Here is an 18126-nt window from a genome sequence, read left to right as displayed (position 1 = left end):
AATCCAGATACGGATTATGTGCCGAGGCTGACTCGCATGACTTTCGCACCGTCCCTACGCCAGTATGAACTGGATCAGGTTCAACGGGTCACTGCGCTGCGAAAGCCAGCAGAATCTCAGCCCCTTGTCGGGACCCCCCTGGTGAATGTCTTGAATTGAAACCCCGATCCGCCATTTGTCAAGCGGATCAGGAAAACTTGAAGCTGTGGCACCCCGGCAAAGCCTCGGGGCCGCGATGGATCAGGAAGCGCGCAGAGGCTTCAAGGCGTTGCTCCACTTGAGCAATTCGCCAATCATCGTATTGGCGCTTGTCACAACCAGTTCGTTGGCCTGAAATTCGCCTTCGTCGTTGATGAACTGCTGAAAAGCGGGAATGGCAACACCCTCTGGGATCGGAACCGTGCGCAAACCGGCAAGCAGCCCTTTGACCGATTCGACCGAGCGCAACCCGCCCGACATGCCGCCATAGCTGACGAAACCAACAGGCTTATAGTTCCATTCCTGCCAGAGATAGATGATTGCATTGGTGAGCGATGGCGGAGCAAAATAGTCATATTCGGGCGTAACGAACACAACCGCATCACCGGCTTCGATCAGCGTGCTCCAATTTTTGGTGTGGGCATGTTCGTATTTCCGAGCGCGCGGATGGTTCGGTTCATCGAAGATTGGCAGGTTGAGATCAGCCAGATCAATCAACACTGGCTCAAACTGGCCATCCTGCTTGACGAAATCATGGAACCATTTTGCAACCGGTGGCCCGGCGCGGCCCGGACGGGTGCTGACTTGGACGATATTGAGCTTAGGTGCCATTGAGACGTCTCCATAGGGCTTTGAACGGTAGGCCCCATGAATAGGCGCGCCATGCAGGAACGCACAAGGAGGCACTTTTTCGAAACCGGGTCATATCGATGTGAACGAATGACTTAGAGCGTCGTGCCGCAAAGTGGGCGGAACGAACACAAAACGAAACCCGCTACGGCGTGACCGTGCGGGTTCTGTCGCGTTTTACAAGGACCGGAAAGCTCCGGTCATTGATGATTATCGGTTATTGCTGAAATCGTTTGAAGCGGCGCCGGGACGGGCAACCCGTTCCTTCTTCTTCGGACCAGGAAGCAGACCTTCACGCTGTGCCTGCTTGCGCGCTGCCTTGCGGGCGCGGCTGACGGCTTCAGCTTTTTCACGGACACGGCGCTCGGATGGCTTTTCAAAAGCCTGGCGCGCCTTCATTTCGCGAAAGAGACCTTCGCGCTGCATCTTCTTCTTCAGAACCCGAAGGGCCTGTTCAACATTGTTATCACGGACGAGAACTTGCAATCGTTTTCCTTACCCATGCTTGTCTCGTCTTGCGAACCTATAAGCCACAATCAGACAAGCGTTTGATGAATTACCACAGTGGCAATCACGAGAAGCGCGGACTTTATTCATTCCCGCGCCAAAAATCCAGTGCATCGGAGCAGATTTACCGGCGCGCACTTCATTTCATCCCAGCAAAATACAATATTTCCGCCGGGATGAACTTATTATTCTGCTTCACCACCCTATCGGGCAGATTTCTGTAAAGAATCAGATCGCAGCAGTGATGATGATTTCGACCTTGTAATCAGGTGTCGCCAGCTTGGCTTCGCCGGTGGCGCGTGCAGGTGTGTTGGCCGGATCGACCCACGCATCCCAAACCGCGTTCATCTCGGCAAAGTCCTTCATGTCGGCCATCCAGATGATAGCCTGCAGGAGCTTGGACTTGTCAGAACCAGCTTCCTTCAACAAACGGTCAACCGAAGCCAGAACATCCTTGGTCTGCTCGGTAACGCTCTTGCCGGGTGTGCCTACCTGACCTGCGAGATAAACCGTGTTGCCATGGATAACGGCCTGGCTCATGCGTGGACCGACTTCAATACGACGAATGCTCATGGAGAGTCTCCTCTAGCAGTTTGGGGATAGACGGACGTGTATAAGAAAAAAGGGCCATACGGCCCTTTTTTCAAAGAATTGGTGGGCACAGTAGGGATCGAACCTACGACCCGCTGATTAAGAGTCAGCTGCTCTACCAACTGAGCTATGTGCCCGTCAGCCGTTGTGACGACCGAAGGTGGGGGCTCTATAACGGGCCAAATCCGGACTGTCCAGCCCTTCATGAAAACTTTATGTCAGCTTTGAACAATAAGTCGCTTAAACGAAAAGCTGCCCCTCTGCCGTCTTGACCGCAGAACCGCCGATACGCCCGCCCACAAGCCTCTGATCGGCAATATCCAGTTCCAGCCGCAACCGTGATGGACGGCCCATTTCCTGCCCCTGTTCCAGCCAGAGGCGCAGTAAACCATCGAGCGGTTCGTCAAAGTTATGGATGGCACCGGCGAAAGCAGCAGTAGCAGACCCTGTCGCCGGGTCCTCATAGGTACCATCGCCGCTCACGAACATCCGCGCGTGAAAATGACTGTCATGCAGCGTGGTCTCTCGGCAATAGACATAGGCTGGAAGCTGGCGTTGACCGATTGTCGGGGCCGCCTTCTTCATGGCTGCCTGATCGATTCGAATGCGGCCAGCCGCGGCCAGCCCATGCACCGGCACGAGAAGATAGGGCACGCCAGCGTCCCAGATGGTTGGAACGTGATTCTCGAAGCCAATTTCCTTTGGCTCCAGACCCAAGGCCCTCGCAAGGGCTATCTTGTCATACTCATAGGGCAGCGGTTCCGGCAATTTGGGAAGATCAAATTCAGCAAAGGCACCGTGGCTGGTCAATTTGACACCGCAGCGAACCGGACCAATCTGCTCTTCCAGAATGATCAGCGCTTCCTGATCATCCGAAACATCGGGGAAACGAACCTGCGCCAGAGCAATGGCAGAGCCCACAGTCGGATGACCCGCAAAAGGCATTTCATATTCGGGTGTGAAAATCCGGATTCGTGCCGTATGGGCGGGATTCTGGGCAGGCAGGACAAAAACCGTCTCGGAGAAATTGAACTCCTGGGCAATCTTCTGCATGGTCCCATCGTCAAGGCCAGCGGAATCGTGGACGACAGCCAGCGGATTACCCGTCAGAACCTTGTCGGTGAAAACATCATAAACCTGATAGCGCCTGCCGCTCATGTGGTGCTCCTCGTCGAACCTCTGGCAAAAGTAGAGACTGGAGGGAGCGGATCAAGTTAAACCTTGTGACGGTGACATTCCAGTCCAGCTAGGCTGTAAAGTGCCAATCGGCAAATGTGCTGAACGTGCGCGGTGTTGCCTCGCCCATTTCGCCCGCCGCAGAGATGGCACAGATATCATCAAGCTCCGGATCAGCCTGTGCGGCGATGGTTTTACGGATGGAGGCAAGCAACTCATCCGCCGTCCGGGTAAAATAATAGCGCCGGAAAACTGCGATACTGCGATCAACCCGCACCAGATAGGCCATATCATCACGCCGCGCGGCCCCGGAAAGATCAAGTCCGGTTTCTTCGGCCACTTCGCGCTGGGCATTGCCATCGAAATCCACCCGATCGCCGACCAGATCATCGATATCAAACGAGCCAGCCGGGAAATAAACACGCCCCGCAGCCGAAGTCGTCGCACCCATTTGGCCAGCAATCAGCCTGTTGTCACTGGAGACAATGACGCCGACGCTGAATATATGCCACGGCTTTTCACCCGCCACATTGCGCTTCCAATGCAGCATCGTGGCAAAGCTGGTGCGTTTATAGGTTGCGCGGAAAATACCATCCTCAACCCCAGCCTGTTCGGCCATAAAAAACGATCCGTCAAACAATGCCGGGTTCACCGCACGTTCTTGAGCCCAGTTTGCCCCTATCGCATCATGATGCTGAACCGCATAGGCAAGCGGTCCCTCCTCCACACGCACAATGGTTTGCCTGATCGGCGTGACGGTTTCTTCCGGTATATTGAGCATCAGTCAGACAACATCAAAAGTTACGGCAACAGGGCAATGATCGCTCGCCTTGGGGCGATCCCAGCCAATACGCGGAAACATCTCGACCTTCTGGTCGGGCGGGAAAATCGTGCGATACGGCTGGCCGCGCCTGATAATATCGGGAACCGCGTCGCTATTGGTTCGCGCAAGCGCCGGAGAAGCCAGTATGTAATCCAATTGGCACAGATGACGCTCCTCTGGCCCGCGCGTGTGATACAGCGTCCAGCGATCCATCACCGGTCGGCGCTCTACCAGATTTTCGCAAAAACCACCTTCCAGAAGCACGTCAACACTGCTCGCTGCTTCACGCACCGGCTCAAACGTATATCCACCCATGGAATCGCCGCCGATAATCACCCGCTCACGATAATCATTGAAATCACCGCAGATCACCCAATGCTTGTCCGCCGGGCCACCACTACCAGCAAACCGGTTCTCAATGATCCGCCGCACCGCCCTTGCCTCGGCCATACGAACGGGCATGGACGCCGTGCGCCCGTCAAGACCATTGCGCGGCGGCCCCATGGATTTGAAATGGCTGACAAACAATGTCAGCGGCCGTCCACCGATCCGCACGTCGATCTCCAGACAGTCGCGTTTGAAAATGCGTTCATGCGGCTCAAGGCCAAGCGCCGCAAGGTCGGCGTTATAAAGACCGAAATCATTATAGGTAACATGGGCGTGGCTGGTCATTTCGATGAATTCGATAGGCTCGCCATGCCGTGTCTGGTCGCGCATCAGCACGGCAACATCGATGCCGCGCATGTCATTGCCTTCAAGCATATATTTGTGCCGGTAGCCCTCGCCCACCATCTTGAACAGATAGCCGAACTCGAAGGCATTCAGTGCGCCGATATTGTCGACTTCCTGCAGGCACAGAATATCCGCATGGGTTTCGGCAATCGCCAATGCGGTGAGCTGCCGCGTATCATCCGCATGGGCAATGGCCCGTCCCTGCTCCAGTTGCCGGTATTGTTCCTCATTATTGATCTGGAAGAGCTGAAGCGTCCGGTCCTTGTTCAGATTGTTCTTGAAGCCTGAGAAATCGAACCTGTTCATCAGATTTTCGACATTGAACGTGGCGATGCGTACGGACATTCAAATACCCTGAATTATGAAACCAATGGTAGAAGCAGGACGTTACGCCAAGCCTAGCCTGATTGGTGCATCACAACCAGTGCCGAAACCGTTACCCGAACGTTTTCCGCTTGGGCGGTAGCGATGCGCCGCATGAAGGCCTATATAAAAGGCGAAACAATACGGATACGATGATGATGAAAAGCCTGTTTACAGCCCTCACCACCCTTGGTCTTGTCCTGACGGTTGGTATCGGTGTTGCGTCGGCACAGGTGCAGCCATATCGCCCGGCGCCGCGCGGCAATGATGTCGTTCCAAGAACGCCACTGGTGCTTGGCAATGACAACTCGGCCCTTGCCAGCCCCGGTTGCACAGGAACGGCACGCTGCAATGACTTCCGCTGGAGCCGGCCGATTATCTCGCCGCCCACGCGCACACAGGCGCAGAATTGTCAGGACCGCTATCAATCCTACCGCGCCTTTGACAATACCTATCAGCCGCGCAGCGGCCCACGCCGCACCTGTACGCTGCAATGAAAAAGGCCGGTAGATTGCTCTACCGGCCCATTTTTATGCAGCTTCGAAAAGCTTAGTTCTTGGCTTTATCAACCAGCTTGTTGCTGCCGATCCAAGGCATCATGCCACGCAGCTTTTCACCGACTTCTTCAATCTGGTGCTTGTCGTTGTTGCGGCGGATAGCCTTGAAGCGCGATGCGCCAGCCTTGTATTCCTGCATCCAGTCGGATGTGAACTTGCCGGTCTGGATGTCGGTCAATACGCGCTTCATCTCGGCCTTTGTCTCGGCAGTGATGATGCGTGGGCCGGAAACATACTCGCCCCATTCAGCAGTGTTGGAGATCGAGTAGTTCATGTTGGCGATGCCGCCTTCATAGATCAGATCGACGATGAGCTTTACTTCGTGCAGGCACTCGAAATAGGCCATTTCAGGCGCATAGCCGCCTTCAACCAGCGTTTCGAAACCGGCGCGGATCAGTTCAACCAGACCGCCGCACAGAACAACCTGCTCGCCGAACAGATCGGTTTCGCACTCTTCACGGAAATTGGTTTCGATAACACCCGAACGGCCGCCGCCAACGCCGCAAGCGTAGGAGAGAGCGAGATCATGGGCATTGCCCGATGCATCCTGATGGATGGCGATGAGGCAAGGAACGCCGCCGCCTTTCTGGTATTCGCCGCGAACCGTATGGCCGGGGCCCTTTGGCGCGATCATGACAACGTCAACGGTCTTCTTTGGCTCGATCAGGCCGAAATGCACATTAAGGCCATGGGCGAAAGCAATCGCAGAGCCGTCACGGATATTGTCGGCAATGTGATCCTTGTAGATGTCGGCCTGCAATTCGTCAGGGGTCGCCATCATCATCAGGTCGGCCCATTTTGCAGCTTCAGCAACGCTGACGACCTGGAAGCCATCGGCTTCCGCTTTCTTGGCGGTTGCTGAACCCGGACGCAGGGCAATGCGCACGTCCTTGGCACCGGAGTCCTTCAGGTTCAGCGCATGGGCGCGGCCCTGCGAACCGTATCCGATAATGGCAACCTTCTTCGATTTGATCAGGTTGATGTCTGCATCGCGGTCATAATATACGCGCATTGATTTCTTCCCTTCAGCGTTGCGTACAGCGGCCTTAACCGGCCCCGTTGGTATAAGCTCCATAAAGAGCAAAAAACTGCTGTGTCGCGCGCCGGGCCTCGCCGTCGATTGCCACATCAGTCAACTCGAACCGATCGCCAAGCAGCAACCGGATTTGCACATCCCGGACAACCAGTCCGAAAAAAGTGCGAAATGCTTCTTCCGTATTGTCAAAGGCCAGCAGGCCAGCCTCACGCCCGACCTCGAGCAGTGGCATCAGACGACGCGCCATGGCGAAGGGACCATTTTCGAGAACGATCGCGCCAAGATCGCGCTTGTCGCTGCCCGCATGGCTGACGGCGATGCGGTTGAGCGCCACGGAAATCTTGCCCGAAAGCACCCGCAACCAGTCCGAAGCAAAGCGCTCAAGCCCGCTTGTCAGCGATATCAGATCAAGCCCATCACGTTTGGCGGGAATACCGCGTACTTTTGACGCCTGCCACTGGACAGTCGCCGTTAGCAGCCCATCCCTGTCGCCAAACCATTTGTAGAGGGTTTCCTTGGAACAGCTGGCACGGCGCGCCACGCTCGTCATTGTCAGCGTATCACCCGCCTCCACGAGAAGACCAAGCGCCGCATCAAGAACGTCGCGCTGACGTTCTGTCAAAGGGCTGTCACTGGCTTCTGTTACGGATTGCACGAGGCGTTCTTCCAATCAATTTTCACGGCTTCTTTTGCCGTACCGTACGTTACGGTTCGGTTCTAGTTCGATGAAAATCATTTGGCAAGTGGGGATGAAAAAGAATTCTGGTTCCAGATCTTTTCGCGCAAGCCGATTGGCCTGAATGGGTCGATAAGAGTACCCGATACCATCGATGCCAGAAGTTGTGGTGCTGGCGGAATACGCGCCACGGTTGGCACAATCCAATCACGCGCGAAAGGCAGCGCGGTTGAATCCGACTGGTAAAACGGTGTGAAAGCCCGCGACAGCGCCTGAAAACCGCGCACATGCATCCGGCGGGACGCAGCATAGGCAGACAGAGCCGCATCAAGCTCGGTGGACGTCATCAGGGCATGGGCGAGCGCCCGTGCATCCAATAGCGCCATATTGGCACCCTGCCCCAGCTGCGGGCTGGTGGAATGGGCGGCATCGCCGATAACAGCCAGATGACGGCCAACGGGCATAGACAATGTGTGGTGGCCATAACGCGCCAGCGTCATATCGTCGAAACCATTGATCTGATTGAGATAGACAGAACATTCAGGCCAGAGCGCGAACACGCGATCTTTCCAGCCTGCTATTCCCGCAGCACGCAGACTGTCCGCCTCATCGGGTTTTGTACTCCAGAAGAAGGCGGCCATATCGTCACCAGCCGCATCTGTCCTGCCGATTGGCAGAATGCCGATCACGACACCTGCCTTGCGGTAGCGCTGCAACAGGGAGCGCGCATCAAAACCTTCGCCGTGCCATTTGAGCGATACCCAATAGGCGCCATAGGTCAGAGGTTTTGGCTCCGACGGATTGAAGGCATATTGCTTGAGTTTCGAGCGCGACCCGCTGGCATCAACAACTAGATCGAACGTCCCAATACTGCGGCCGGTATTGGTCATAAGCCACGCGCGGCCATGGCCGGTTTGCATTGTTATCGCATCGACATTGGTCTGGATATCAATCCCTTCCCGCAAGACGGCCTGATAGAGCACATCGAACAGCGCAGCGCGGTGTACGGCAACACCATAGCGCCCGCCTTTCAGCGCGGAGTAGCGGACATCAAGCACCGGACGCCCCGACAGGGCATCAGCGCCATAGAGCCGGTCAATCCGGTTGCCCAGCAATGAAATACGGTCAAAAAGCCCGAGATCATCAAGCACGGTCAAGCCGGTCGGCTGGAGAATGAGACCAGACCCCAAGGGCGACGGTGTCGAAAAGCGTTCGAGAAGTTTTACCTCATGCCCGGCACGATGAAGATAAAGCGCGGCGGCAAGTCCTGCGGGGCCTGCACCAACAATGGCAATCTGCTGCTTTTTCAATCTGACCCGCCCCTTTGCTGGTACGGGCATACAGAGGCGATGCGGGTCTTTCAACCCGGCATCGCGTCTCATCAGGTGTTAGATATTCACCTGCGTTCCGATCTCAACCACACGGCCGGTCGGGATCTGGAAATACTCGGTGGCATCGCTGGCGGTGCGCGCCAGTGCAATGAACAGCCGATCCTGCCAATGCGGCATTTCCGAGCGGGCCGATGCCTTGAGCGAGCGGCGTGACAGGAAGAACGACGTTGTCATGATATCGAACTTCCAGCCCTGCTTGCGGCAAATCGCCAGTGTGCGCGGGATGTTCGGGCGCTCCATGTAGCCGAAGGTCAGCGTGACGCGCATGAAGAGATCGTTGATGGGTTCGATCTTGACCCGCTCGCTCTTTTTGACGAGCGGCGATGGCGCGGTGATGACGGTCAGGATCACATTGTTCTGATGCAGCACCTTATAATGTTTCAGGCTGTGCATCAGGGCAGTCGGCGTGCTCTTTGGATCGCCTGTCAGGAAAACAGCGGTTCCCGGCACCAGCGGCGGCGGGTTCTGCGCCATTTTCTTCGAGATAAGATCAAGCGGCACTTCGCCCTTACGGGTTTTCTCAAACAGCTGACGGCTGCCGCGCACCCATGTGAACATCACCAGAATGATCAGGAACGCCACGACGAGAGATGCCCAGCCGCCATCGACAACCTTGATCAGGTTGGCGCTGACAAAAGTCAGGTCAATAATCATGAAGCAGACAGTCAGGCTGATCGCCACCCAAAGGCGCCACTTCCAGATGCGCGTCATGACGATGAAAAGCAGGATGGTCGTGACCAGCATATTGCCTGTCACAGCAATGCCGTATGCGGAAGCAAGATTAGTTGAACGCTCAAAGCCGAGCACAAGTAGGATAACCACAAGGCCAAGCAGCATGTTGACGCGTGGCAGATAGACCTGCCCCGATTGCTTCTCCGAGGTATGCTCAATGTTAAGGCGCGGCAGAAGATTGAGCTGCACGGCCTGACGCGACAGGGAATACGCGCCCGAGATAACCGCCTGACTGGCGATAACGGTAGCCGCGGTGGCAAGAAGCACCATTGGCAGCAGTGCCCAATGCGGGAACATTTCGAAGAACGGATTCTTGGCCGAATCGGCATTTGCCAGAATGAATGCGCCCTGCCCGAAATAGTTTAGGAGAAGACAGGGGAAGACGACCCAGACCCACGCTGTGGCAATGGGCTTGCGACCAAAATGTCCAAGATCGGCATAGAGAGCCTCGGCACCGGTCACAGCCAGAAACACCGTACCGATAGTCGGGAAGGCCGTGGCCGGATTCTGGATGATGTATTCCACCGCATAATAGGGATTGGCGGCAGCAAACACGCTCAGATCGTCAAACAAATGCCATGCGCCAAAGAAGCCAATGGCAAGAAACCACAAAAGCGTAATCGGGCCGAAGATCGTGGCGACACGGGCAGTACCAAAGCGCTGGACCGAAAATAGCGTCAGCAGAATAACCAGCGTAATGGGAACGATAAACGGTTCCAGCGCCGGGGTAACAATCTCGAGACCTTCAACCGCCGAGAGCACCGAAATGGCTGGCGTAATCACGGCGTCACCGTAAAACAGCGACGCACCGACAATACCCAGACCCAGAATAAGCTGTGGCCGGGATTTGAAACTGGACCGCGCCAGCGCCATCAAAGAAAGAATACCGCCCTCGCCGTCATTGTCGGCGCGTAGCACGAAAAAAACATATTTGATGGTGACGATCAGGGTCAGCGCCCAGAAGATCATGGAGACAACACCGAGAATATCGGTCCTGCTCAGAAATCCATCCATTGACGCTGCGTGCAAAGCTTCGCGAAAGGCATAGATCGGGCTCGTCCCGATGTCGCCATAGACAACGCCGAGGGCACCAAGCACCAGAACCGGAAATGCTTCTTTGTGATGCGGTTCCGGTTCATAGGCGACGGTGCCGTTCGAATCGTTCTCGTCGCCAATTTGCTGGTCACTCATACAGGTTTTCCCTCGCTCTGACAGCGTGGGCGGACGAGTTAGTCGTGTTGCACCGCAATATCAATCGCCATTTTAACATAGCTGTCATCCCACGTTATGCAAAAACGCATGGCAACGCAAATCTCGCACGCGAATCAAGGCACTACGCCTGAAGCGCATTCATGAATCTTTCCACAGCACGCGACATGCCGTGCGTCAAAGCATCGGCTGTCAGGCCATGACCGATCGAAACTTCCACCAGATTCGGCACTTTTTTAACAAGCGCAGGCAAATTGGCGACCGTCAGATCATGCCCGGCATTAACAGCAATGCCCACCCTCTCAGCCGCTTCTGCAACTCTTGCGAGTTTGTCCAGTTCCAGTGCTTCGCGGCGCGGATCGTCATGCGCACCGCCATAAGGGCCCGTATAGAGTTCAACACGATCCGCACCGAGCGCCTTGGCCAGCGCTGGCGCTTCCACATCAGGATCAATGAACAGCGACACACGGCTCGACTGGTGCTTTAGTTTCTGAATGATGGGGCGCAGGAAGTCGCCGTGTTTTTTCAAATCCCAGCCATGGTCAGAGGTCGATTGATCAGGATCATCGGGAACCAGCGTGACCTGTTCAGGCTCGTTCCTGGCGATGAGATCAAGGAATTCCGCCGTCGGATAACCCTCGATGTTGAACTCTGCCTGTGGGAATTCATCATCAATCAGGGCGCGAATCTCCGGCAGGTCAGAGAAGCGGATATGCCGTTCATCCGGTCGCGGATGCACGGTCAGCCCACCCGCTCCACCCGCCAGCGCCACACGTCCGAGCCCGATAACGCTGGGCCAAGGCAGGTCGCGCCGATTGCGCAACATGGCAATTGCATTGAGGTTCACGGAAAGGGAAGCTGTCATGCCGGATTCCATTGCAGAAGGTGTTGCCTTGATCTTTAGCGCAGAAAGAGAACATAAAACATTGGAATCTGAACCATAGCCCAAGATGGTCGTCACCCCGCAATTTCTTGCCCGTAAAGAGTATCAGTTTTATGAGCCGATCTGATTTTTCTTCGCCGATTTTTGCGCGGTGGCGCGAAAACGCAGCCACTGACTGGTCCGCCTATGTCGACCACGCTTTCGTACGCGGCCTTGGCAGTGGTTCGCTGCCCGAGAAGGCATTTCTGCATTATCTGGTTCAGGATTACATTTTTCTATTCCATTTCTCGCGGGCTTGGGGAATGGCGGTGCTGAAGGCAGAAAGCCATGCGGAACTGGAACTGGCTTCTGCAACCGTCAACGCATTGGTCAATCATGAAATGCCTGTGCATATCGAGATATGCGCAAAGGCGGGAATTTCCCGCGAGGCCCTGCTTGAGACCGAAGAAGAGGCTGAAAATCTCTCTTATACCCGCTATGTTATCGATGCCGGACTATCCGGTGATTTCCTTGATCTGATAGCGGCTCTCGCGCCCTGCGTGATGGGTTATGGCGAAATCGGTACCCGCCTCGCCGCCATCTCGCCGAAAGGCAATCCCTACCAGCAATGGATCGATACCTATGCGGGCAAGGAATATCAGGATGTCTGCCATGCGGTCGGGCAACTGATCGAAAGCAGCGTTCGCACCCGCCTTGGCCCGTCGCCCGATAGTTCAGGGCGATGGAAGACACTCAACCGGCGTTTCCGCACGGCAACCCGGCTGGAAGCAGGGTTCTGGTCCATGGGAATGCGCGGCGGATTGATCAATCAATGAACCGGTGAAAGACCATGCTCGGCCCATTCCTCACGGGGAATGGGCTTTCCCAGCGCAAATTCAAAAGACTGGACCTGCTCCGTTTCCGGCAAAATCCCGCAATTGAATGTGAGATTGTACCAATTTCCTCCGCTGCGCAGCGCTGCACCTGTCGCAGTGATGACGCCAGATTTGACCTTCGTATTGGCCATGGCATAGGCGACAACCCGGTCCGGTCGATAGGTCTTGTCCCACTTTGCCACCTGCGCCATGGCTTCAAGATTGCAAATCTGCTCAAGCCGCGTGCCAAGCTCCAGTGTTGGAAGCGCCTCGCGTGTCTGTCTGCTGCGAGGATCGGCCAAAACGCCCGCTGACAACATCGTTGTCGCCTTCTGCATGGCGGGCTGCTGTGGCGCTGCAGGGGTGGGTGCTGTTTCCTGACGGGGCTCTACCGGTGGTGCTGATGGCTGGAGCGGCGTTTCAGCAATGGCGGGTTTTGTCTCGGCAGGTGGAGCCGGTACGAGTTGAAGATCAACAACCTCTTCCATCGGCGCATCGAAACGGAACGGTCTGGCCAGAGCAATCAGCGCGAGCACCAGCAGAAGATGCAGCAGCGCGGAGACAATGACGCCGCCGGTGCTTGCCTCCCGCAAAGGCGCATGTGCAAAATTCTCTCCCGCCACCAAGCTCAATGACGTCTGTCTCCCGGCCATTCACCCGGAAACAAAGACATGCTCTTTCGGCGAACGCAACTGCGGCCAGCTATGGCTGATGGCGCAACAGAGAGGACGTACCCGTTGCAAAACCCATTTTTTCATAAAACGGGATAAGGCGATCCGGGCAGTAAAGCTCAAAGCTCGCCATGGATTTCAGCTTTTCATGGCCTTTGATGCGATCCATGATCTTTTGGCCCAACCCCGTCCCGCGGAATTTTGCATCAACAATCACGTCGAAGATCATCGCCTTGTAAACATAATCAGTCAGGACACGGGCAAAGCCGATCAGCTTGCCCTCGACACAGCAGCCAATAATGATGTCGCAATGCTCAAGCATCCGCACGACATCATCGTATTGCCTGTTCTTGGTCCACCATTCATTCTTATAAAGGGCAAACAGCTCCTGCCGGTGGCTGCCTTCGATCCGGTCGATCCACTGCATATTCATTTCGCCCCCGGACAAGCTCTCTACCTCACTATGGTCAGCCGTTCCGCCGCGCGGGTGATGGCCGTATAAAGCCAGCGATCACGCGTATCCCGGAAGGCAAAACTTTCATCGAACAGAACCACGTCGTTCCATTGCGAGCCCTGCGCCTTGTGGGTCGTCAGCGCATAACCATAGTCGAAATCGTCATAGCGCTTCTTGGTTTGCCACGGAATTTCGGTATCAGGGTCTTCAAACTGTGCTTTCAGCAGCTTGATCTTGGCAACGCCCCGGCCCGGTTCTTCATCCTCAGGCGCAACCAGCAGATTGATGCCGGGCTTCACCGTTTCGCGCGATGAAGTCATGACCTTCCACAGCGAGCCGTTGAGCAGCCCCTTGGCCGGATCGTTGCGCAGGCAAACCAGCTTGTCACCCGCCTGCGGGAACGATGCGGAAAAGCCCTTGAGTTCGCGCAAACGCTGATTATAGCGGCGGCGTGTGCGGTTCGTGCCAACCAGAACCTGATCAGCGCCGAGCACCAGATCCTGCGTCACATCATTCTTGGAAATGACCTTGGCCGCACCGAAATCCCCATAGCCGAATTCGCGCCCCTCGCGCACATCAAGCGCGAGACGCAGGATCGGGTTGTCGCGCGCCTGCCGGTGAATTTCACTGAGCAGGAAATCCGGCTCATGCTCGGTAAAGAAGCCGCCACCTGAAATCGGCGGCAACTGGCCGGGATCACCCAGCACCAGAATGGGCGTGCCGAAACTCATCAGGTCGCGGCCAAGCTGCTCATCGACCATGGAGCATTCATCGACAACAATAAGTTTTGCCTTGGAGACAGGGCTTTGCCGGTTGAGCGAAAAGGTCGGCGCAATACTGGTCTTACCTGTCGTCTCATCTTCGACTGCCTCTTCGCCGCGCGGGCGATAGATCAATGAATGCAGCGTCCGTGCATTGGAAGCGCCTTTCGAGCGCAGAACCTGTGCCGCCTTGCCGGTGAAGGCGGCAAACTGGACGTCGCCATCGATATGTTCGGCAAAATAGCGGGCAAGCGTCGTCTTGCCTGTACCGGCATAGCCGAAAAGCCGAAAAATCGGGCTGCGCCCGTCTTTCAGCCATTTGGAAACAGCGCCAAGCGCCTCATCCTGTTGTGGTGATAATTGCATCGCCCTGACTGACAGGATTCGCCCTCAAAGGGCAAGGAAAATGGGACAAACGCGTCTTATACTATAGATTATCCGCGTTTCCGGGCCGGATTTTACCCTCGCCGGACGCCCCGGTTTTCGTGTCCCGGATACGGAACTGGTCGCCCTTCACTTGCAGATACCAGCAAACCTTCTGCTCCTCGCCTTCATAAAGCAGGCAGAGCGTGTCTTTCTCCAGCGTCCATTCACCGGCATAGGACATGCCGTTGGTCAAAACCTTGTCCGGCTTGCAGCATTCGATCAACTTGCCGCGCGATTTGCCGTCGGGTCCCAGAAACTCGGTAAAATTGAATGGCGGCTGCGCTTTGACTTCACCAGTGATGGTTGCTCCTGTGATGACCTTGCGCAGGTCCTCTTCCGATGTCACCGGCCAGGAAGCATCCTGCGCGCGCACCGGCGCGGCATAATTGCCAATCGCAAATAGCATCAACACAATCGCTGCACGGCGAACTGTCGAAGTTCCATGCATCTCAAGACCTTTCCGGATCGTTTTCCAGCCGGATCGGCTGGCCATGCGGGGTAGCATGGGCAGCACGCTGCCACGCAGCAGCCAAATGATCAATATCATTGGAATTTGTCACGTTTTTTGCAGCGATCAGCGATTCCAGCGCGGCAACCCAGCAATGATAATAATCACTGCCATCATCGAGCGCGCCCGGACGCTTCAATTCTGCCGATAGCGCCTGCGCCCATTCATCCCAGCCGAACAAGCCTTGCTCATGCAATGCGAGCACCATGGCAAAGGCTTCTGCCTGCCACGGTTCGGCAAAAACAGGCGCATCGATCCCGTCGCCCAAACCCTGCGAATGCGCAATCAGATCACGCAAGCTCAAAATAGCTCTCCCAGGCATCAATGCTGACGGTCAGCGTCGGATCGGCGTCCTCGCCCCAGATCTCGGCCGCCTTGAACACGACCGTATAGACATATTGCGGGTTCTCGCCCTCACCATGGGCATTGCTGTCAGGAAAAACAAAACCGCCCCGCACTGCCTCCACAATACCGATTTTCCCGCGGGCATAGCGCGGCAGTCGGGTATGTGTTTCGGGATTGAAATTGCGCGTCTTCACACGGTCCCCGGCCTGAAAGCGTGGCGCTGCCTCAACCAGTCGATTACAGGGACCACCCTTTGCCAGAACAGCCGCTACATTTTCAGCTTTCAGCGTGCGCTTGGGCTCAGTACCCTTGCCGAGCGAATGCCCGTCCTTCAATTCAGCATCGGTTACAAATCCGTGGCGCTTGAGCAATATTTCCAGCGCCTTTGTCCAGATTTCATAATAGCTGGATGAATAGTAATCCGCCGGATGCAGGCTTTCCCGCGCGTGACGGCTCTCATCAATGTTCCAATGGCCCATGGCTCCGGCGGCCAGTGTCAGACCAAGAGCCCGCTTTTCCCATGCGGCATGGAAATACGGCTCATCCCTCTCCGGATTGACCGGACCAAAGCCCATCTGCCCGCCAAGATCCTGTGGTCCGTTCATGCAACCTCCGGAACACGCGCCAAACCGGTACCGATCATCGAATCGCGCGTCACCAGTTCGGCCAACTGCTCTTCGCTCCAGCCTTCCGTGCCTTCGGGGCGAAGCGGTATCACCAGATAGCGCAGTTCGGCAGTCGAATCCCACACCCGAATACTGGTCGCCTCTGGCAAAACCAGATCAAATTCTGCCAATACACCGCGCGGATCGATAACGGCGCGTGACCGGTAAGGCGGCGATTTATACCAGACAGGCGGCAGGCCCAGCACCGACCACGGATAGCAGGAACAGAGCGTACACACGACAAGGTTGTGGGTTTCGTCCGTGTTGAACACTGCCTGCATATGTTCGCCCTGACGGCCCGTATAACTAAGCGATCCAATAGCTGCAGTTGCATCACGCTTCAACCAGTCATTGAACTCAGGATCAACCCACGCCTTCGCCACCACACGCGCGCCGTTACGCGGCCCGACCTTGGTCTCATAGGTCTCGACAATGGCATCGATAGCCTTGGGATCAACGAGCCCTTTTTCGGTGAGGATTGTCTCCAATGCCCGCACCCGCGCAGCCATGGGATCAAGTTCATTATCGTGGTGGTGATCATCGTGATGGTGTGGCATGAGTTAACTCTAATGCCGCCGCGCTCACTCATCAAGCAGATCGGCAGGCTTAATTTGCGCCGGTATCCGGGATAGCTTCATGAAAATACTTGTACTTGGCGGTAATGGTTTCATCGGACAGGCCGTGTGCCAAAAGCTGGCCATGAACGGCCATTCTGTTACCGGCATCGGGCGAAGCATCGAGGAGGCGCGCCAACGCCTGCCGGAAATCGAATGGCAATCTGTTGATATCGGCAAACTACTGCAATCGGATGCGTGGCTTGCCGTGATCAGCGGGATGGATTCTATCGTCAATTGTGCGGGTGCTCTGCAAAACAGTGCCCGGGACGATGTGACAGCCGTCCAGCAAAGTGCCATGCTCGCGCTCTATCAGGCGGCTCAGCGGGTTTCCATCAAACTCATCGTGCAGATTTCCGCAGAAACCGAAAAAAGTGGCGCGCACCTGCCATTCATTGCCACCAAGCGTTTTGCCGACACCGCTCTCAAACAATCAACTCTACCATATGTGATCTTACGGCCTGCTCTCGTCATTGGCCGTAATGCAAATGGCGGTTCAGCCCTTATCCGGGCTCTGGCTTCGTTTCCCTGCTTCACGCCTCTGATATTTCATGACCATCCGGTGGAATTTGTTGCTTTGGATGATGTAAGCGAAACCGTCCTCGCCAGTATCGAAGGAAAGATCACGCCGGGTTCAGATTTTGCGCTTGTTGCACCCGAGCCCCATACCTTGGCTGAGGTGGTGGCGGCACATCGGGCGTGGCTGGGGCTGAAGCCCGCTCCTGTTCTGCGCCTGCCAGAAATAGCGGCAAACCTGATGGCCCTTGCCGCTGACCTCGCTGGCCACCTCGGCTGGCGCTCTCCCCTGCGCTCGACTGCTATAGCAATCATGATGGACGGTGTCGTCTCCGGTGACATCGAAAAAGCTGGGGCTTCGGCTGCACGACCAGAACTCCTCACACTGACGGAAACGTTGTCCAGACATACGGCCGGCGCACAGGACCTCTGGTTTGCGCGGCTTTACCTGCTGAAACCATTGATCATCCTCACCCTCTCCCTTTTCTGGATAACGTCCGGTGTACTGAGCTTGTGGAGTTTTGCGGCGGCGGCTGGCAATCTTGTGCCCGGCTTCGGTCCTTTGGGCGCCGAATTGCTCACGGTGATCACCAGTCTTGCCGACATCTTTCTCGGCGTATTCATCCTGTTCAGGCGACACGCTATCAAGGCCATGCTGGGAATGTTGCTTCTTAGTGCTGCCTATCTTCTGGCGGGAACGCTGCTCGCCCCTATTCTCTGGCTTGATCCTCTCGGACCTTATGTAAAAGTGATCCCTTCAATGGTTCTCACTCTGGCCTGCCTCGCCATATTCAACGAGTGCTAGAAA

At 55.9% G+C, this 18126-nt stretch carries 21 protein-coding genes, 1 tRNA gene and 1 riboswitch; of the genes, 3 read left to right on the top strand and 19 right to left on the bottom strand.

Features of this window, described 5'->3' with window-relative positions:
* Window positions 1-33 precede the first annotated feature (33 nt).
* A riboswitch (TPP riboswitch) is annotated at window positions 34-150 on the bottom strand.
* Window positions 151-240: 90 nt separating this feature from the next.
* The 7 genes from FHW17_RS08525 to FHW17_RS08495 all read right to left on the bottom strand — a co-directional run bounded on the left by FHW17_RS08525 (window position 241) and on the right by FHW17_RS08495 (window position 5002).
* Window positions 241-810 (bottom strand): NAD(P)H-dependent oxidoreductase, encoded by a 570-nt coding sequence (locus FHW17_RS08525; protein WP_112527506.1) that lies wholly within the window; start codon window positions 808-810, stop codon window positions 241-243.
* A gap of 228 nt (window positions 811-1038) precedes the next feature.
* Window positions 1039-1314, bottom strand: coding sequence for a 30S ribosomal protein S21 (gene rpsU / locus FHW17_RS08520; protein WP_091877773.1), 276 nt, complete (start codon window positions 1312-1314; stop codon window positions 1039-1041).
* A gap of 249 nt (window positions 1315-1563) precedes the next feature.
* Window positions 1564-1908 carry a RidA family protein gene (locus tag FHW17_RS08515; RefSeq protein ID WP_091877774.1) on the bottom strand — a complete coding sequence of 115 codons (345 nt, stop codon included), beginning with the start codon at window positions 1906-1908 and terminating at the stop codon, window positions 1564-1566.
* Between the two features lie 79 nt (window positions 1909-1987).
* Window positions 1988-2063 (bottom strand) — tRNA-Lys (locus FHW17_RS08510).
* Between the two features lie 103 nt (window positions 2064-2166).
* Entirely contained in the window at window positions 2167-3084 is a 918-nt protein-coding gene (locus FHW17_RS08505) for a PhzF family phenazine biosynthesis protein (RefSeq protein ID WP_112527508.1), read from the bottom strand.
* Between the two features lie 88 nt (window positions 3085-3172).
* Window positions 3173-3883 (bottom strand): NUDIX hydrolase, encoded by a 711-nt coding sequence (locus FHW17_RS08500; protein WP_112527510.1) that lies wholly within the window; start codon window positions 3881-3883, stop codon window positions 3173-3175.
* Between the two features lie 3 nt (window positions 3884-3886).
* Window positions 3887-5002, bottom strand: coding sequence for an endonuclease/exonuclease/phosphatase family protein (locus FHW17_RS08495; RefSeq protein ID WP_112527512.1), 1116 nt, complete (start codon window positions 5000-5002; stop codon window positions 3887-3889).
* A gap of 173 nt (window positions 5003-5175) precedes the next feature.
* Here FHW17_RS08495 and FHW17_RS08490 point away from each other — a divergent pair, with 173 nt between their 5' ends.
* A complete protein-coding gene (locus tag FHW17_RS08490; protein WP_246706760.1) occupies window positions 5176-5517 on the top strand; it encodes a BA14K family protein in 342 nt (113 codons plus the stop codon).
* Between the two features lie 52 nt (window positions 5518-5569).
* Here the strand turns inward: FHW17_RS08490 and ilvC are convergent, their stop codons facing one another.
* The 5 genes from ilvC to FHW17_RS08465 form a co-directional block, all read right to left on the bottom strand.
* Window positions 5570-6589: a ketol-acid reductoisomerase gene (gene ilvC, locus FHW17_RS08485; RefSeq protein ID WP_112527516.1), complete on the bottom strand. Its 1020-nt coding sequence runs from the start codon at window positions 6587-6589 to the stop codon at window positions 5570-5572.
* A 34-nt stretch (window positions 6590-6623) separates the two neighbouring features.
* The gene (locus FHW17_RS08480) at window positions 6624-7268 is read right to left on the bottom strand and encodes a TetR/AcrR family transcriptional regulator C-terminal domain-containing protein (protein WP_112527580.1); all 645 of its coding nucleotides are present in this window, start codon (window positions 7266-7268) and stop codon (window positions 6624-6626) included.
* Between the two features lie 77 nt (window positions 7269-7345).
* Window positions 7346-8629 carry an NAD(P)/FAD-dependent oxidoreductase gene (locus FHW17_RS08475; RefSeq protein ID WP_246706778.1) on the bottom strand — a complete coding sequence of 428 codons (1284 nt, stop codon included), beginning with the start codon at window positions 8627-8629 and terminating at the stop codon, window positions 7346-7348.
* Window positions 8630-8677: 48 nt separating this feature from the next.
* Window positions 8678-10603 carry a potassium transporter Kup gene (locus FHW17_RS08470; protein ID WP_112527520.1) on the bottom strand — a complete coding sequence of 642 codons (1926 nt, stop codon included), beginning with the start codon at window positions 10601-10603 and terminating at the stop codon, window positions 8678-8680.
* A 142-nt stretch (window positions 10604-10745) separates the two neighbouring features.
* The gene (locus tag FHW17_RS08465) at window positions 10746-11486 is read right to left on the bottom strand and encodes a pyridoxine 5'-phosphate synthase (protein WP_112527582.1); all 741 of its coding nucleotides are present in this window, start codon (window positions 11484-11486) and stop codon (window positions 10746-10748) included.
* A gap of 131 nt (window positions 11487-11617) precedes the next feature.
* On the opposite strand from FHW17_RS08465, the gene tenA reads away from it, so the two are divergent.
* Window positions 11618-12319 carry a thiaminase II gene (gene tenA, locus FHW17_RS08460; protein WP_112527522.1) on the top strand — a complete coding sequence of 234 codons (702 nt, stop codon included), beginning with the start codon at window positions 11618-11620 and terminating at the stop codon, window positions 12317-12319.
* On the opposite strand, the gene FHW17_RS25180 is transcribed toward tenA, so the two are convergent.
* The 7 genes from FHW17_RS25180 to nthA all read right to left on the bottom strand — a co-directional run bounded on the left by FHW17_RS25180 (window position 12313) and on the right by nthA (window position 16745).
* Window positions 12313-12981, bottom strand: coding sequence for a DUF930 domain-containing protein (locus tag FHW17_RS25180; RefSeq protein ID WP_227988266.1), 669 nt, complete (start codon window positions 12979-12981; stop codon window positions 12313-12315). The genes tenA and FHW17_RS25180 overlap by 7 nt on opposite strands.
* Before the next feature lie 79 nt (window positions 12982-13060).
* A complete protein-coding gene (locus FHW17_RS08450) occupies window positions 13061-13462 on the bottom strand; it encodes a GNAT family N-acetyltransferase (RefSeq protein WP_112527524.1) in 402 nt (133 codons plus the stop codon).
* A 20-nt stretch (window positions 13463-13482) separates the two neighbouring features.
* Complete coding sequence (locus FHW17_RS08445; protein ID WP_112527526.1) at window positions 13483-14610, bottom strand: ATP-dependent RecD-like DNA helicase; 1128 nt, start codon at window positions 14608-14610, stop codon at window positions 13483-13485.
* Between the two features lie 61 nt (window positions 14611-14671).
* Window positions 14672-15118: a hypothetical protein gene (locus FHW17_RS08440; protein ID WP_112527528.1), complete on the bottom strand. Its 447-nt coding sequence runs from the start codon at window positions 15116-15118 to the stop codon at window positions 14672-14674.
* A 1-nt stretch (window position 15119) separates the two neighbouring features.
* Window positions 15120-15482 (bottom strand): nitrile hydratase accessory protein, encoded by a 363-nt coding sequence (locus tag FHW17_RS08435; protein ID WP_227988047.1) that lies wholly within the window; start codon window positions 15480-15482, stop codon window positions 15120-15122.
* Window positions 15469-16128, bottom strand: a complete 660-nt coding sequence (nthB, locus tag FHW17_RS08430; protein WP_112527532.1) for a nitrile hydratase subunit beta — start codon at window positions 16126-16128, stop codon at window positions 15469-15471. Before nthB ends, FHW17_RS08435 begins: the two co-directional genes overlap by 14 nt.
* Window positions 16125-16745: a nitrile hydratase subunit alpha gene (gene nthA / locus FHW17_RS08425; RefSeq protein WP_112527534.1), complete on the bottom strand. Its 621-nt coding sequence runs from the start codon at window positions 16743-16745 to the stop codon at window positions 16125-16127. Before nthA ends, nthB begins: the two co-directional genes overlap by 4 nt.
* A gap of 79 nt (window positions 16746-16824) precedes the next feature.
* On the opposite strand from nthA, the gene FHW17_RS08420 reads away from it, so the two are divergent.
* A complete protein-coding gene (locus FHW17_RS08420) occupies window positions 16825-18123 on the top strand; it encodes an SDR family oxidoreductase (RefSeq protein WP_182509597.1) in 1299 nt (432 codons plus the stop codon).
* The last annotated feature ends 3 nt before the right edge of the window (window positions 18124-18126 follow it).

The organism is Phyllobacterium sp. P30BS-XVII (assembly GCF_014138335.1).
Lineage (GTDB): Bacteria > Pseudomonadota > Alphaproteobacteria > Rhizobiales > Rhizobiaceae > Phyllobacterium > Phyllobacterium meliloti.
This window is presented reverse-complemented; position numbering and strand designations above follow the sequence as displayed.